13 protein-coding genes are annotated in these 15,692 nt (G+C 73.2%); 9 read left to right on the plus strand and 4 right to left on the minus strand.

Annotated elements, in window-relative coordinates; genetic code table 11:
- Positions 1 to 47: 47 nt before the first annotated feature.
- The gene (locus ABD879_RS09995; RefSeq protein ID WP_345019745.1) at positions 48 to 1,082 is read right to left on the minus strand and encodes a CE1 family esterase; all 1,035 of its coding nucleotides are present in this window, start codon (positions 1,080 to 1,082) and stop codon (positions 48 to 50) included.
- Positions 1,083 to 1,269: 187 nt separating this feature from the next.
- Between ABD879_RS09995 and ABD879_RS10000 the strand changes: the two genes are divergently transcribed.
- The 3 genes from ABD879_RS10000 to ABD879_RS10010 all read left to right on the plus strand — a co-directional run bounded on the left by ABD879_RS10000 (position 1,270) and on the right by ABD879_RS10010 (position 4,923).
- Positions 1,270 to 2,376 carry a ferritin-like domain-containing protein gene (locus ABD879_RS10000; RefSeq protein WP_345019747.1) on the plus strand — a complete coding sequence of 369 codons (1,107 nt, stop codon included), beginning with the start codon at positions 1,270 to 1,272 and terminating at the stop codon, positions 2,374 to 2,376.
- 364 nt (positions 2,377 to 2,740) lie between these two features.
- Positions 2,741 to 3,703, plus strand: a complete 963-nt coding sequence (locus tag ABD879_RS10005) for a hypothetical protein (protein WP_345019749.1) — start codon at positions 2,741 to 2,743, stop codon at positions 3,701 to 3,703.
- A 536-nt stretch (positions 3,704 to 4,239) separates the two neighbouring features.
- Positions 4,240 to 4,923 (plus strand): septal ring lytic transglycosylase RlpA family protein, encoded by a 684-nt coding sequence (locus tag ABD879_RS10010; protein ID WP_345019751.1) that lies wholly within the window; start codon positions 4,240 to 4,242, stop codon positions 4,921 to 4,923.
- Between the two features lie 140 nt (positions 4,924 to 5,063).
- On the opposite strand, the gene ABD879_RS10015 is transcribed toward ABD879_RS10010, so the two are convergent.
- Positions 5,064 to 6,080 carry an alpha/beta hydrolase gene (locus tag ABD879_RS10015; RefSeq protein WP_345019753.1) on the minus strand — a complete coding sequence of 339 codons (1,017 nt, stop codon included), beginning with the start codon at positions 6,078 to 6,080 and terminating at the stop codon, positions 5,064 to 5,066.
- A gap of 394 nt (positions 6,081 to 6,474) precedes the next feature.
- On the opposite strand from ABD879_RS10015, the gene ABD879_RS10020 reads away from it, so the two are divergent.
- Positions 6,475 to 6,840: a YkvA family protein gene (locus ABD879_RS10020; RefSeq protein WP_345019755.1), complete on the plus strand. Its 366-nt coding sequence runs from the start codon at positions 6,475 to 6,477 to the stop codon at positions 6,838 to 6,840.
- A 33-nt stretch (positions 6,841 to 6,873) separates the two neighbouring features.
- Here ABD879_RS10020 and ABD879_RS10025 read toward each other — a convergent pair whose 3' ends face one another.
- Complete coding sequence (locus ABD879_RS10025; protein ID WP_378270907.1) at positions 6,874 to 7,545, minus strand: IclR family transcriptional regulator; 672 nt, start codon at positions 7,543 to 7,545, stop codon at positions 6,874 to 6,876.
- A gap of 304 nt (positions 7,546 to 7,849) precedes the next feature.
- On the opposite strand from ABD879_RS10025, the gene ABD879_RS10030 reads away from it, so the two are divergent.
- From ABD879_RS10030 to ABD879_RS10050, 5 genes are all read left to right on the plus strand, one after another.
- The gene (locus ABD879_RS10030) at positions 7,850 to 9,043 is read left to right on the plus strand and encodes a hypothetical protein (RefSeq protein WP_345019759.1); all 1,194 of its coding nucleotides are present in this window, start codon (positions 7,850 to 7,852) and stop codon (positions 9,041 to 9,043) included.
- A 241-nt stretch (positions 9,044 to 9,284) separates the two neighbouring features.
- The gene (locus ABD879_RS10035) at positions 9,285 to 11,093 is read left to right on the plus strand and encodes a fatty acyl-AMP ligase (protein ID WP_345019761.1); all 1,809 of its coding nucleotides are present in this window, start codon (positions 9,285 to 9,287) and stop codon (positions 11,091 to 11,093) included.
- A 76-nt stretch (positions 11,094 to 11,169) separates the two neighbouring features.
- Positions 11,170 to 13,773, plus strand: coding sequence for an MMPL family transporter (locus ABD879_RS10040; RefSeq protein WP_345019763.1), 2,604 nt, complete (start codon positions 11,170 to 11,172; stop codon positions 13,771 to 13,773).
- Positions 13,774 to 13,978: 205 nt separating this feature from the next.
- Complete coding sequence (locus ABD879_RS10045) at positions 13,979 to 14,614, plus strand: SDR family NAD(P)-dependent oxidoreductase (protein WP_345019765.1); 636 nt, start codon at positions 13,979 to 13,981, stop codon at positions 14,612 to 14,614.
- Complete coding sequence (locus ABD879_RS10050) at positions 14,604 to 15,134, plus strand: MarR family winged helix-turn-helix transcriptional regulator (protein WP_345019767.1); 531 nt, start codon at positions 14,604 to 14,606, stop codon at positions 15,132 to 15,134. Before ABD879_RS10045 ends, ABD879_RS10050 begins: the two co-directional genes overlap by 11 nt.
- An 8-nt stretch (positions 15,135 to 15,142) precedes the next feature.
- Here ABD879_RS10050 and ABD879_RS10055 read toward each other — a convergent pair whose 3' ends face one another.
- Entirely contained in the window at positions 15,143 to 15,610 is a 468-nt protein-coding gene (locus ABD879_RS10055; RefSeq protein WP_345019769.1) for a YybH family protein, read from the minus strand.
- Positions 15,611 to 15,692 lie beyond the last annotated feature (82 nt).

Here is a 15,692-nt window from a genome sequence, read left to right on the forward strand (position 1 = left end):
CGGCGGGTCGTCGCCGGCCTGGTGGCTCGCGCTGAGTCGGTGTGCGGTCATTCGCCGGGGCGTGGTGCGGGGCGGTCCGCGGCCGCGTCGGTTCGGCGGGCGCTTGTCGTGGCGAACGCGTCCAGCATGATCTGGGTTGCGTCGATCCGCGTGGTGCTCGGGCCCGCGCCTAGCGAGGGGGAGCCCGGCCAGCTGTGGCCGCCGCCGGTGACGGTGTAGAAGTCCACCCGGGTGCCGTCCCGGCATCCGGAGCGGCTGACCAGGGTGATGCCCGTGGCCGCCTGCCGCCGGGAGGCGCGTCCGCAACCGAACAGCCGCGCCCAGCGTTCGACCTGGTCGCGCACGGACGGCAGGACGAGCGAACCGCCGCCCGCCGGGCGCATCCAGCCCGGGACGCGCGCCACGTTGCCGTTGTACGGGGCGCCGCCGCCGTACGGGATGATCGGGTCGGCCGTGCCGTGGAAGACCAGCATCGTGGTCGGCCGAGGATCGGCGCACGGACGCGTCAGGTTCAGGCCCGCCACCGGCGCCACGGCCGCCAACCGTCCGCCGAGCCCGCACACCAGCGCGGCCGACATGCCCGCGCCGTTGGAGAATCCGGTGGCGAACTCGCGCCCCGTGTCCACGCAGAGCGTGCTTTCCAGGTGGTCGAGCAGGCCGCGGATGTAGCGGACGTCCGCCGTGCCGTCCGCCATGCCGGGCAGCCGCCAGCCCCGGGGCCGGGTCGCGCCGTTCGGTTCCACGACGGCGAACCCGCGTGCCGCGCCCAGGCTCGCGACCCGGCTGTAGACGGCCTCCTGGAAGCCGTTGGAACGCAGCCCGTGCAGGTCGAGGACCAGCGGGACGGGCGTGCGGCCGCGGGAGCGCGGCAGCGTCAGCAGGTACGAGCGTCCGCCGAAGCGGTACCGGCCGCCGGCGGCGGTGGGCGTCCGCGTGCACCCCGCGCTCGGGGCCGCCGCCGCGGCGGTGCCGCCGGCGCTCGTCGGCGGGCGCCCGGACGACGCGCCGCGCGACCCGTTCACCGAGCAGGCGGTCAGCGTCAGCGCCATGCCGAGCAGCGGCGCGGCGACCTGGCGAAGCACGTCTTCGATCGTATGCCCGGGCCCGCCGCGGCGCGGTGCGCGCGGCCGCGGGGGTATGGCCTCCGCGGGCTTTACATGTTACGAAGTGATGTAAAGCACGCGGGCGGTACCAGGCCCGCGGGACGGCCCGCGCGGCATCACCCCTCGCGTCGCGACAGCGGCGTCGGCGCCCCGAGGAGGCACCCCGGTGACTTCGTTCGACTTCTACACCACCCCCGTCCCCCAGGAGACGTGGAACGTCCCCATGTCCGGTGACACCCGCTTCACCTGGGAGTACGACGACGGCCGCGACCGGCTGCTCAGCCTGTACCAGAAGGGCAAGGACAAGCAGTGGGACGCGCAGAAGCGCATCGACTGGGACCTGGAGGTTGATCCGAACAACGTGATCGGCCTGCCCGAGCAGTTCAACCCGCTGTTCGGCTCCCGCATCTGGGACCGGATGACCGAGAAGGAGCGCCAGGAGTACGGCCGCCACCAGGGCTCCTGGCTGTTCAGCCAGTTCCTGCACGGCGAGCAGGGCGCGCTGAACGTCTCGGCCCGCATCGTGCAGACCGTGCCCGACCTGGACGCCAAGTTCTACGCCGCCACCCAGACCATGGACGAGGCGCGCCACGTCGAGCTGTACACCCGGTTCCTGCACGAGAAGATCGGCATGTACTACCCGATCAACCAGGACCTGGCCAGGCTGCTCGCCGAGTCGCTGGAGGACAGCCGCTGGGACCTGCCCTACCTCGGCATGCAGGTGCTCATCGAGGGGCTGGCGCTGGCCGCGTTCGGCGTCTACCGGGACATGGCGACCAACCCGCTGGTCAAGCAGCTGCTGGCGTACGTCATGCAGGACGAGGCCCGGCACGTGGCGTTCGGCCGTCTGGCGCTCAAGGACTACTACGCCGAGCTCACCGAGAAGGAGCGGGCCGAACGCGAGGAGTTCGTCGTCGAGGGCTGCTATCTCATGCGCGACCGGTTCAAGGGCCGCGAGGTGGTCGAGAACCTCGGCCTGCCCGTGGACGAGTGCATGGAGTACGTCGAGAAATCAGAGATGTACAACCTGTACCAGTCGCTGTTGTTCAGCCGGATCGTCCCGTGCGTCAAGGACATCGGGCTGTGGGGGGAGAAGGTGCGGTCCGCCTATGCCGACATGGGCGTCCTCGACAACGCCAAGGCCGATTTGGACGCGCTGATGCGTCAGGACGAGGAGATCGCCGACGCCTTCGACCGGCAGCGTTACGAGCAGGAGCTGGCCGTCCGCAAGCAGGAGGTCGACGAGGCCATCGCCCTCGGCAAGGAGTCCTGACAAGGAGTCCTGACCTGCCGCGTTTCGGATCGGTTCGGGCTTTCGCGGCCGACCGCCCCCGGAGTCGCCCGGACGCCGATTGCGGTTTCGGAAGTATTTCGTCCCGGCCGGGCTGATATGACCGGCCGGGACGATTCTCCGCCGGACGGTCAAGATCGCGTACGGCCTGCGAATCGTCGTATATCGCTACGCTAAATCTTCTTCCGCGTTGGCCAAGCGGTCCGGTGGTCGGTGTCGCGGCCCCCGAGGGCGTATTAGCGTCCCCGTACGTCGGTGTGCTGGAAATCCGCGTCCGGTGACAGGAACCGGTTCGTCGGCGCGCACACGTGCAAAGGGTCGAGACGACCAAACGCCGGGGGGATGTATGAATCGATCCGTCAGGAGCCTGCTCAGGGGCGCGGTACTGGCCCCCGTGGCCGCCGCCGTGACCGTCGCCGCCGCACCGGGGGTGCTGGCCGGTCAGGGGTCGGCCGGCGGCCCCGTCCGGGAGGGCATCGACACGTTCGCCCCCGTGTCGCCGGCGCTCGCCGTCGGGAAGGTCGCCAAGGGGCCCGCCGCGGCGGTCGACGGCATGCTGGGCGTGCGCGGCAAGGCCGGGTCCGTCAAGGGCGACGGGCACGCGGACTTCCAGTTCGCGGCGCGCCGCGCCTTCGGGGCCCTCCGCGCGTCGGCCAAGCCCAAGCCCGCCGGTCTGGACCACGCCCAAGAGCAGTTCGTCGAGGTCAAGAGCGACTGCAAGGTGGACAACAGCACCATCGGGCAGGGCTCGGGCACCACCAAGAAGACCAAGACCTCGCGCAACTGCTCCGGCAGCAAGCACGTCGCCACGTCCCGCGGCGCGGACGCGCCGGAGTTCAGGTTCGCCTCCGACACCGCACTGACCGGGGACTTCGCGCCGCTCAACGGCCGCCTCGCGCGGACGCCCGGCAAGTCGGCCCGGGCCGCCGGCCCGGCCGAGGCGCCGGCCGAGGCCCAGGCCGACGGGCCCGCGCCGGAGGTGGGCGCCGGCGGCGTGCTGCGCCAGCTGCTGGCCGGTCTGCTGGGCAGGCCCGCCAGCAACCAGCGGCAGCAGAAGGCCGACCAGGGCGCCGCGCAGTGGCCGTCGAGCGCGGCCGCCAAGCCGTCCGCCGCCAAGCCGTCCGCCAACAAGTCGTCCGCCAACAAGTCGTCCGCCGCCAAGCCGGCGTCCGGCCAGGGGGCCGCATCCGGCCAGGGGGCGGCGGCGCCCGTCAAGGAGACGGCCTCCGCCAAGAGCCCGACGGAGCAGGAGCAGTCGCAGGAAGACTGGCGCCTGCCCGGCCTGGACAGGTTCGGTACCGCCCGCTGAGCAGAGCTCGCCGAACGGGGCGTCGCGCGATCGCGCGACGCCCCGTTCGCCTTTTGTGAACATTTCGGGTGGACCACGGTTTCTCCCACGAGATCGACGTCCAAAAGGACCACAAAGGCGATCTTGTAATTCGATCACGGGGCGTATGTGATCGACTTCAGCGGGCAAAAACTCATCGTGACAAACCCCACAAACAACGGCCCACCGGTTGATTCCCGCGGATTTCAACGTACGGTCAGGGAATTGTGTGCGGCGTCCGCGGGGATCCGTGATGCGCGAGCGCGGCGTCGCACCTGCCGGACGCCGGATTTCCGCGATGATGCGGTGGCGCTGAATACAGGCGCACGGTCAGCCGGGGCTCGCCGATGGCCCGCGGCAGGCGCCCGCGGGGCCGTTCACCCCGGGACGGGCCGACCGTGCGCGGCGGGGGATTTCCGTGACGTGACGATGTCCGCGCGGCCTGCCCGCCGCGCCGAACGGCGGTGCCCAAGGCACGCCGGGCGTCCGGGGCCCTGTTCCCGACCGAAGGATTCTCCGTGGGCAACTCTGGCGAGCATCGCCTCAAACGCCACGTCAGGAACATCCTCATCATCTCCGGCGTCGCCGCCGCCGTCCTCGCGGCGGGCGCCTGGGCGCTGGCCTCGACCGGCCGCACCCCCGGGGCCACGCGCGCCGCGCTGGACGCGACGCCGCAACCGGACCAGCCGCGCACCCCCGATGACCGCGCCAGCCGCGGCGGGACGCGCTCCCCCGACCCGTCCGCGTCCCCCGCCCCATCCGTATCCGCCGGCCCGTCGGCGTCCCCCGAGCCTTCGCAGCCCACCGTGACGCCCACGCCGACCAAGGCACCGGACACGCCCGAGTCCGCGGGCTCGCAGAACACGCTCAGGGCCAAGGCGAAGAAAAAGAAGAAGCGCAGGTCGCGGGTGGTGCGCACCGGCTCCTGCGCGGCGTCCTACTACGCGCACGGGCAGACGACCGCCAGCGGCGAGCCGTTCGACCCCGACGCGCTGACCGCCGCGCACCGGACCCTGCCGATGGGCACCAGGGTCCGTGTGATCAACAAGAACAACGGCCGTTCGGTGACCGTGCGCATCAACGACCGCGGCCCGTTCGTCGGCGGGCGCTGCCTGGACCTGTCACGGGCGGCGATGGCCAAGGTCGGCGGTACCGGCTCCGGGGTGATCCCCGTCCGCTATGAGGTACTGGCCCGTACCTGAACGTCCGAGCGTCCCCCCGACGCCACCGCCCGTCCCGTCGGCACCGCCCCGGCCCGTGCCCCCGCGTGCCGCGGCGTCGCCGCCTCGTGCGAGCGATCGGGCGGGCGGTGGCCGCTCCGGCATGATCCGCCGCGGGCCGTCTAGGCTCTCGAGCCCTCGAAGCGCACCGTGGCGGGGCCGTCGTCCTTCGCGCCGCTTCGGGGCGGGGCGGAGGCGGTGGCGCCCGAGGCCGCCGCGAGGTCCGGGAGCGTCTGCGACGGCGAGCCCGCGCCGGCGGCGACCCGGCCGGCGCCCGGATCCGGGCTCACCTCGGCGAGCCGGTCGCGGAACCAGTCGGTGACCGCCCCGTCGACCCGCACCGCCTCGGTGGTGGGCGGGCGCGCCTCGGTGCCGGGTTCGGCGGCCAGCGCGTGCCCCATCCGGAACGTGGCCGACTCCACCGCCGACGCGCCGCGCCGCCGCAGCAGGTCGCGCAGCGCGGTGATCTCGCCGGGCGGGACGAGGCGGTCCTTGGTGCCGGCGACGAGCAGCAGGGCCGCGTCCCGGGCGGCGATGTCGCCGGCGCGGGCGCCGAGGTCGAGCCGTTCGGCCAGCGCACTGGCCCGCTCGTTCCAGTCGCGTTCGCGGGCCGAGCGCTTCTCCAGCGAGCGGGCGGCGTGCGCGGGCGCCACGACGGGCGCGACCAGCGCCGCGGCGGTGACCGGCACGATGTCGCGCGCCAGGGCCAGCAGCGCGACGGCGCCGCCGGTGGAGAACCCGGCCAGGCCGATCGGCCCGTCCCCGAGGCCGAGGTCGCGCCGCAGGTCGGCCAGCACGGCGGGCAGCCGCTCGACGGCCTGCTCCACCGCGGCCCCGTACGCCTCGACGCCCTCGGAGGTCAGCAGCGCGCCGGAGTCGAGGCCGCTTGCCGGACGGCCGTCCACGGCGGGCAGTTCGAGGTAGACGCGCCAGGTCGGCACCCCGGTCAGCGGCAGCGCGGCGGCCAGTGCGGGCGCGGTGCGGGGCGGGTCGAAGCCCGGCCAGGCCACGATGAGCCGGGTGGGGCCCGCCGGGCGGGCGTCCACCGCGGTCGGCGGCAGGGCCAGGTAGCCGATGCCGTCGGCGGTGCCGGAGATGGGCCGGCCGACGTCGGGGCGGTACGGTCGGTCGCCGCTCATCTGCTCGTGTCAGCTCCTGGGGGTGTCGACTGTGCCGGGCGTGTGGACCGGCCCGTGCCGGGAACGCCGGGGGCCGGAGCGTTGGGAGCCGGCGCCCCATCCCACAACCCAGACGGTTCCCCGACATCATGTTCGCAGCGGACGGCGGATAATGCGGCCGAATCCCCGTAGCTCGCACGCCGCAGTGATGAATTCCTCACTTCCGGTAACATGACCGCCTCCACCAGGAGAGGCATACCGACCTCGGGTGCGGGGACATGCGTCGCGTTCCCCTGATGAGGGGGCCGAAGACGGCCGAGGGGAACAAGTCTGGCGAAACGGGCGTCCAACAGAGCAGCGCGGCAGGTGGGTCCGGCCGGCCGCGCCCGGACACCGGCCAGACGAGGGAGAGCCTGTGAACAGCAGACGCAGAGCGGAGGCCGCGGGCCAGGCATGGCACATCTACAGCCAGACGCTCGGCCCCGACACCCCCGGGCTCATGACGCGGATGCGCGCCGTACCGCGCATGATCAAGGCCGTCCTGCGCGGCGAGTACAAGGGGCTGCCGTACCGCACCCTGGGCCTGCTGGCGGTGGGGCTGGTCTACATCCTGTCGCCGCTCGACGTCATCCCCGAGATCCTGGTGCCCCTCGTCGGGTTCACCGACGACATGGGCGTCGCGCTGTGGCTGGCGGCCGTGCTGGTCAAGGCGGCGGGCGACTACGTGGAATGGGAGCGCGGCGGACGTCCGACGGTCATCGTCGGCGACGTCGTCGACTGAGCGTCGACTGAGCGGCCCGCACCGGGCCGGCGGTCACGACGGGCCCAGCTCGCGGGTGAAGCGTTCGGCCGCGGCGCGCATCACCGGCACGATGTCGGTGACGGCCTCGGCGGTCAGCCGCGCCGACGGCCCCGACACCGAGATCGCCGTCAGCGTGGGCGCCCCGGGCAGCGGCACGGCCACGCAGCGCACGCCGATCTCCTGCTCCTCGTCGTCCACCGCGTAGCCGCGTTCGCGGATGCGCGCCAGCTCCGCCACCAGCGCGTCGGCGTCGGTGATGGTGCGCGGGGTCTGGGCCGCCATGCCGGTGCGGGCGAGGATGCCGCGCACGGTCGGCTCGGGCAGCAGCGACAGCAGCGCCTTGCCCACGCCCGTGCAGTGCGGCTGGACGCGCCGCCCCACCTCGGTGAACATCCGCATGGAGTGCCGGGACGGGGCCTGCGCCACGTAGACGACCTCGTCGCCCTCCAGGACGGCCATGTTGGCGGTCTCGCCGACCTCGTCCACCAGCCGGGCCAGCGTCGGGCGCGCCCACGTGCCCAGCAGGCGGCTGGCGCCCTCGCCGAGCCGGATCAGCCGCGGGCCCAGGGCGTACCGCTTGGACGGCTCCTGCCGGACGTACCCGCGGTTGACCAGCGTCCGCATCAGCCGGTAGATCGTCGGCATCGGCAGCCCGGACGCCTCGGTGAGCTCCGACAGCGCCATCTCGCCGCCCGCGTCGGCCAGGTGCTCCAGCAGCTCGAAGGCGCGTTCCAGGGAGCGGACGGCCTGGGCACCCCCCGCCTGGGCACCGCCCGTCCGGGCGTTCCCGGCCTGCGCCACCGGCGGCTCCTTTCTCGCGACCGTCCGATTCTACGGAGAGTCGATTTCGGTGCGCGAAAGAGACGGCGTATGTTACCCGGAGTGATCACCTGGAAATAATCTTCTGAGCCCGGCGCCGACCGGCGCCGCCCCCCGGGCGGAGGAGGCCGCAGACGAGGGGGAGCGGGTGCCTACCGGCGAATTTGTCGTGTTCGGACGCGTCCGGGCCCGGCGACCTGCCCGGCGGTGGGGCGTCGCGATGCTCGGGGCGGCGCTGGCCGTCCCCGCGGTGCTGCTCACCGGCCCGCGGGCGGACGCCGGGGACGTGCGGCTGACCGCATCGGCGGCACTGGCGGGCAGCCGGACGCTCGCCCGCGAACGCGTCCACACCTACGTCTTCACGGTGCGCGCCCACGGCGGCGCGGCCCGGAACGTCCGGCTGAGCCTGTCCGCGCCCGCGCCGTTGTCGTGGGGGCGGCCTCCCGCGCGGTGCACGGCGGCGGAGCGGCGGCTGAGATGCGCGCTCGGGGACGTCGACCGGTCGCGGCGGCTGCGCGTCGACGTGCGGGTGCCGCGCGCGCTCCGCCTGGCGCGCCTTCCCGCGCTGACCGCGCTGGTGACGGCGGGCAACGCCGACCGGCCGTCCCGGCTGCGGATCGCGCCCCCGCCCGTCGGCGTCCCGGCCGACGTGCCGCCGGTGCCGAAGGTCCCGGCGATGCCGAAGGCCCCGGACGGGCCCAAGGCGCCGCCCGAACCGGACTCCCCGGCCGGGCCCGCCACGACGAGCCCGACGCCCGGGCCGGAGAAGCCGCGCAAGAGCAAGGACAGGCCGAAGGGCGAGCAGAGGCCGAAGGCCAAGACCGGTGAGGCGCCCGACGTCCCGGCCGCCCCGAAGAAGCCGAAGAGGACGAAGAAGCCGGAGAAGCCGGAGAAGCCGTCCACGGAGCACAGGCGGCCCATACCGCACACGTCGCCGACGTCGAAGGCCGGTCGCGAGCCGTCGAAGAAGCCTTCCGGCCTGGTGCCCGTCCCGCGACACACCGCCGGCACCACGCCGCGCACTGCGCCCAGCAAGGCGCCGGGCGGCGCACCGGGCCGGACGCCGGGCGCCGTGCCGCCGCCGGGCGCGGGGCAGGCGCTGCCGCCCATGCCGCCCGCGGCGCCGGCCGTGGCGCCGCCCGCCGGCCGGCTGCCGATGGCCGGCAACGGCATGACGCTGATCTCGCCGACCGGCCTGTACGGGGAGAAGGGGACGCCCTGGATCGTCGTGTTCGGCATGGTCCTGGTCGCCGAGGTGGCGCTGCTGTGGCTGGCGACCTGCCTGGCGCTGCTGCGCAGCCGCCTGGTCGCGTCCATGGCGCTGCGCGCCGCCCGGCGCACGGACGGCGACCACCCAGGGTGACCATTTGCGGGAAACGCATGCGGGCCGGTGGCCCCGCTTGTCATCGGGGTGACAAATCGAGTCGGCGGTAATGTGCCGCGAACGCGTTTCACTCTTCTGTACCATCGGGTAACTTCGCGCTGCACGATCATCGCCGCGTGCCCCCGGAGGGCGCCGGACGCCGGGAGGCCGACCGGGACCAGCGGAGCCGGCCGGACCTTTCGTCCGACGCCGCACGCGGCCCTTCCCCCGGAGAAGACCTATGGCACTGGGCTCGCTGCTTCCCGAACTGGCGCCCGGCGGTTCGGGCCGTACCCCCCTGATCGAGCGGGTCGCCCGATGGGCCGCGGACAAGCCGGACGCCCCCGCCTACACCTTCGTCGACTACTCCCTCGACCCCGCGGGCGTGAAGGTCACCGCGACGTGGGCGGACACGCACCGGCGCGCCCGCGCCATGGCGGCCCGGCTGCGCGCCGCCGCCGAGCCGGGCGAACGCGCCGCCCTGCTGCTGCCGCAGACGCTCGACTACATGATGACGATGCTCGGCGCGCTGTACTCGCACGTGGTGGCGGTGCCGCTGTTCTCACCGGACCTGCCCGGCCACGCCGAGCGGCTGCTGGGCGCCTACACCGACGCCGCCCCCGCCGTGATCGTCACCTCGCGGGACGGGCTGCCGCACGTGGACAAGTTCCTGGCCGACAACGACGTGCCGCGGCCCCGCGAGATCGTCGTCGCCGACGAGGTGGACGACGCGCTCGCCGCCGACTGGCGCGACGAGCCCATCGGCTTCGACGACCTGGCGTACCTGCAGTACACCTCCGGCTCGACCCGCCGGCCCGCCGGGGTGGAGATCACCCACGGGAACGTGACGGCCAACGCGGCGCAGCTGTGGGCGGGCTGGGCGCCCGACCGGCCCCAGCCGGAGCTGGTCAGCTGGCTGCCGCTGTTCCACGACATGGGGCTGATCTCCACGATGGCGCTGCCGATGGTGAACGGCGACCACGCCATCTACACCGACCCCGTGTCGTTCGTCATGAACCCGATGCGCTGGCTGGAGCTGATCGCCGAGCGGCCCGGCAAGAACGTATACACGGCCGGGCCGAACTTCGCCTACGAGTACGTCGCGTCCCAGGCCACCCCCGAACGGCTCGCCGGGCTGGACCTGTCCGGCCTGGTGACCTGCCTGAACGGGGCCGAGCCGATCCGCACGTCCACGCTGTCGGTGTTCGCCGGCACGTTCGGCCCGGCGGGGCTGCGGCCGGGCGCGCAGGCGCCGGGGTACGGGCTGGCCGAGGCGACGGTGTTCGTGTCCGCCGCCGCCGACGACACGCCGCCCACGGTCGTGCACGCCGACCGGGAGGCGCTCACGCGCGGCGAGCTGGTCCCGTGCGCCGAGGGCTCCGACCGCGCCGCGGCGCTGGTGTCGTGCGGCGGGCCCGTCGGGCAGATCGTCGCGATCGTCGACCCGGAGACCCGCCGCGAGCAGCCGGACGGGCGGGTCGGCGAGATCTGGGTGCACGGCCCCAACACCGCGCGCGGCTACTGGCGCAACCCCGAACGCAGCCGGGAGACGTTCGGCGGCGAGCTGGCCGAACCGGGCGGCCTGCCCGCCGGGCCGTGGCTGCGCACCGGCGACTACGGCGTCGTCCACGAGGGCCGGCTGTACGTGACGGGCCGCATCAAGGACCTCATCATCGTCGACGGCCGCAACCACTACCCGCAGGACATCGAGGTCACCGCGCAGGAGGCGCACGACGCCATCCGGCCCGACCACGTCGCTGCCTTCTCCGTCCAGGGCGAGGACTCCGGGGAGCTGCTGGTGGTGGTGGCCGAACGCAACCGCCGCGTCCCGCTGGCCCGGCTGGACCTGGACGAGGTGGAGACCGCCGTGCGCGCCGCCGTCAACGTCGAGCACGAGATGAGCGTGCACGACTTCCTGCTGGTCGAACCGGGTGCGGTCGTCCGCACCTCCAGCGGTAAGATCGCCCGCTCCGCCACGCGGCAGCGGTACCTGGACGGCGCGCTGCCCACCACCCGGCAGCGGCTGGAGTCGCGGCGCAAGGACGGTTAGCCTCGGCCTCGGCCGCCACCGGACGGGGCCACGGCCGCCGGAGCGCAACCGGCGGCCCCGACAACACGGGAGGACCATGCTCGCCGGGCTGGGGCGTGTCATCCACCGACGGCGCTGGACCTGCCTGGTGCTGATCATGCTGGGCACCGTGCTGGCCGGCGGCTGGGGCCTGGGCGTGTTCGAGCGGTTCAAGCAGGGCGGCTTCGAGGACCCCAAGGCGCCGTCCACCCTCGTCGCCAAGCTGGGCGCCACCTACTTCGGCAGCACCAACCCCGACGTGCTCGTCCTGTACCGCAGCGACACCATGACCGTGGACGACCCCCGGTTCATGGCCGCCGTGGTCACCACCGTCGCCCGGCTGCCCACCGACCGGGTGGCCGAGCAGATGTCGTACTGGTCGTTCCAGGGCCGCGACGCCGACTCGTTCGCCTCCCGCGACCGGCACCAGACGTTCGTCGCCATCAAGCTGCGCGGCGCGGACGACGCCGCCAAGGCGCGCAACTACGAGGCCGTCAAGGACCGGCTGAACGCACCCGGCCTGGACACCCGGCTGGGCGGCAACGTCCCGCTCGGCCTGGAGTTCGGCGAGCAGGTGGTGGCCGACATCGTGCGCGCCGAGACCATCACCGCGCTGCCGCTGCTGATCCTCCTGCTGCTGCTGTTCGGCGCGATCACCGCGTCCCTGCTGCCGATGGCGGTGGCGCTGTTCTCCATCGCCGGCGGCCTGGCGGTGCTGCACGCCGTCACCTACGTCACCGACGTGACGTCCTTCGCGCTGGAGGTCGTCACGATGATGGGCGTCGGGCTGGCCATCGACTACTCGCTGTTCGTGGTGTCCCGGTTCCGGGAGGAGCTGGCGCGCGGCATGGCCGAACGCGGCGTCCCCGACGGCAAACCGTGGCAGACCGCCGGCGGCCGCCGCGAACGCCGCGCCGCCAAGAAGGCGTACCGCAGGACGCTGGACCCGATCCGGCAGGCCGCGCTCGCCCGCACCCTGGCCACGGCGGGACGCACCATCATCGTCTCCGGCGTGACGGTGTCGGCGGCGCTCGGCGGCCTGCTGCTGTTCCCGCAGATGTTCCTGCGCACCATCGGCCTGGCGGGCATCGCCACCGTGCTTGTCGCCGTGTTCGGCGCGACCGTCCTGCTGCCGACCATGCTGGCGCTGCTCGGCCCCAGGGTGGAGTTCGGGCGCATGCCGTGGCGGCGTCCCGGGCGCGCGCAGCGCGACCCCGACTCGGGGTTCTGGTACCGGCTCGGCCACAGCGTGATGAAGCATCCGCTGCCGTACTTCGCGGTGACGCTGGCGATCCTGGCCGTGCTGTTCGGGCCGTTCCTGAACGTGCAGTTCTCCAGCGTGGACGCGCGCGTCCTGCCCAAGGACAGCCCCACCCGCGCCGTCGTCGAGACGGTCAAGCGCGACTTCCCCAACGGCTCGGCCGAACCCATCGACGTCGTCATCTCCGGGGACCTCATCCCGCGCAACTGGCGGCCCACCGGCGAGGGCGACGACATCCCGCCCTACCTGGAGAACTTCCGCAAGACCCTGGCCGCCCTCCCGGGCGTGACCGACGCCCGGTTCAGCGGCTACTCCGGCACCTACGGCGGCGTGCGGATCTCCGTCACCCACCGGTACGAGCCGATGGCGCGCGAGGCGCAGGACCTGGTGGAACGCATCCGCGCGATGAAGCTGTCCAAGGACGGCTACCCGCTGCACATCGACGTCGGCGGCAGCACGGCCGCGCAGATGGACCTGATGGCCAGCCTCATGCGCAGCCTGCCGAAGATGGCGGTGTTCGTGGGCGTGGCGACGTTCCTGCTGCTGTTCATGTTCTTCGGCTCGCTCGTCCTGCCGGTCAAGGCGATCGTGATGAACGTGCTGTCCATCGGCGCGTCGTTCGGCGCGATCGTGTGGGGCTTCCAGTACGGCCACCTCGCCGGGCCGCTCGACTTCACCCCCACCGGCGGCGTCGAGGCCACCAGCATGATCCTCATCCTGGCGGTGGTGTTCGGCCTGTCCATGGACTACGAGGTCTTCCTGCTCAGCCGCATCCGCGAGGAATGGGACCGCACCCGCGACAACCGCACCGCCGTCGCCGTCGGCATGCAGCGCACGGGCGGCATCATCACCAGCGCCGCCCTGCTGTTCCTCGTCGTCATCGCGGCGTTCAGCACGGCCGGCATCACGGTGGTCAAGCTCATCGGCGTCGGCATGTTCGTGGCGGTGGTGGTGGACGCGGTGCTCGTCCGCTCCCTGCTCGTCCCCGCCACCATGCGCTTCATGGGGTCCGCCAACTGGTGGCTGCCGGGCTTCCTGGCGGGCCTGCACTCCCACATGGACCTCCGCGAACGCGACGACGCGATCACGCCCGCCCCCCAGGCGTCGCCGCCTCCCATCCCGCTGCAGTGGGAGCCCGCCCCCGAACCGCCTCCCGCGACACGGCCCGCCCGTCCCTCGGCGGCGAGTACGAACGGCACGGCCGCCGCAGACGTGCCTGCGTCTTCCGACGCCGGGCGGGGGCGCCCGCGGGAGGGCGCCAACGGCCACGCCCGCACGGACGGTCCGTGGCGCCCCTGGGCGAACGGGCAGCCGGCACCGCCGCAGCGGAAGGCCGTCCACGGCAAACGCAAGATCGTCCCGGCCCCCGACGGAACCGGCTGGCACTGGGAGGACGATTAGCCGCTGCGGGCCGCGACGGTGCGGCGAAGAGGCCCGCCGCCCCGGAAACCTGGTGCGAACCGGCGGAGCGCGGCCCGCTCTAAACTTGAGTTTAGATCTAAACTCATGGGGGGCGAAGCATGGCACGCACGATCGTGGTCAGCGGCGGGGGCACCGGCATCGGCAGGGCGGTGGCGCGCGCTTCGCCGCGGACGGGGAGCGGGTGGTGATCATCGGTCGCCGCGCCGACGTCCTGGAGAAGACGGCCGGGGAGCTGGGCGCCACCGCGGTTCCGGCCGACCTGAGCGAGCCGGCGCAGGTCGAGCGGGTGCGCGCGGTCCTGGCCGATCGCTTCGGCTCGATCGACGTGCTGGTCAACAACGCGGGCGGCAACGTCGAACGGCACGGCGCCTCTGGCGGCGTCGCGGAGCGGTGGACGGGCAACTTCCGGGCCAACGTGCTGACGGCGGTGCTGCCGACCGAGGCGTTCCGCGACCTGCTGAACCCGTCGGGGCGCATCGTGTTCATCACCTCGATCGCGGCCCTACGCGGATCGGGCGGCACCTCGTACGGCCCGATGAAGGCGGCCCTGCATCCGTACGCGTTCGACCTCGCCGCCGCCCTCGGGCCGCGCGGCGTCACGGTGAACGTGGTCGCGCCGGGCTTCATCGCCGACACCGAGTTCTTCGGCGGCACCCTGGACGACGAACGCCGCGCGACGCTCGTCGCCCAGACCCACACCGGCCGGGCCGGGACGCCGCAGGACGTCGCCGAGACCGTGCACTGGCTCGCCTCGCCCGGCGCCGGGCACGTCACCGCGCAGATCGTCCAGGTGAACGGCGGAGCCGAACGTGGCCGCTGAGCCGCCGCGCGACCAAGCCGACGCCATCCAGGACGCCTGGCGGCGCGAGCTGCCGGGCGTCCCGGTGGAGTCGATCGGGGTCATCACCCGGATCTGGTGGGCCGCCAAGTTCTTCGGCGACGAGCGCCGCCGCCTCCTCGCCCGGCACGGCGTGGACGTCGCGACGCTCGACCTGCTGTCCACGCTGCGGCGCGCCGGCCCGCCGTACCGGATGAGCCCGGGGGAGCTGGCCGACGCGTGCATGGTGACGCGCGGCGCGATCACCCAGCGGGTGGAGCGGGCGGCCAGGGCGGGCCTGGTCGAACGGGTGACCACCGGGTCGGGCTACCACGCACGCGCGGTGACCCTCACCGACGCGGGCAATGCCCTGCTCGACCGCGTCGTCGCCGACCTGCTCGCCGCCGAAGACCGCCTCATCGCCCACCTCGCCCCCGAACGCCGCGAGCAGCTGGCCGACCTGCTCCGCGACCTGCTCGCCGGTCTCGGCGGCCCGCCCCCGACCGGCCAGGTCGGCGACTGAGCTTCCGGTCAGGCTATGCCGTGCGGATTGTCGATGACGTAACGCCACGTTCCGTCGGCGCCACGCCGGACCACATCGGTGGCGGTCCCCTTCATGGCGACCTCCCGACCGTCCGGCCCGGTGCCGTTCAGCGACCAGTCGACCAGCAGCAGCGCGATGTCATCGGCCACGTAGACACGCCGCGTCTCAGCGGTCATGGGCAGGCCGAGCCCCAGCAGATGGCGGTTGGCGGCGGAACGTCCGGGACCGGCGACGGCGTGCCCCGGCACGGGCACCACGACACCGCGCTCTTCGTAGAGCGCATCGAGACGGTTGAGGTCCCCGGCGTTGAACGCGGATACGAACCGCGCGGACAGAGCAGCCGGGTCGTCGAAAGTGTCATGACTTGTCATGACAAAGAAATTGTATCGCGATTCCCGGCACCGGTTCGAAAAGACACGCCGCCATGGCCAGTTTTCACCGTTGATCAGAGCCATTCGTCGCTGGTGGTGGGTGTGCCCCGTCCGCGGGCCGGATGCGGCCAAACTCTGTCAGCTTGCAGGAGGCGGCTTGCGCGGT

Source organism: Actinomadura keratinilytica (assembly GCF_039539665.1).
GTDB lineage: Bacteria > Actinomycetota > Actinomycetes > Streptosporangiales > Streptosporangiaceae > Spirillospora > Spirillospora keratinilytica.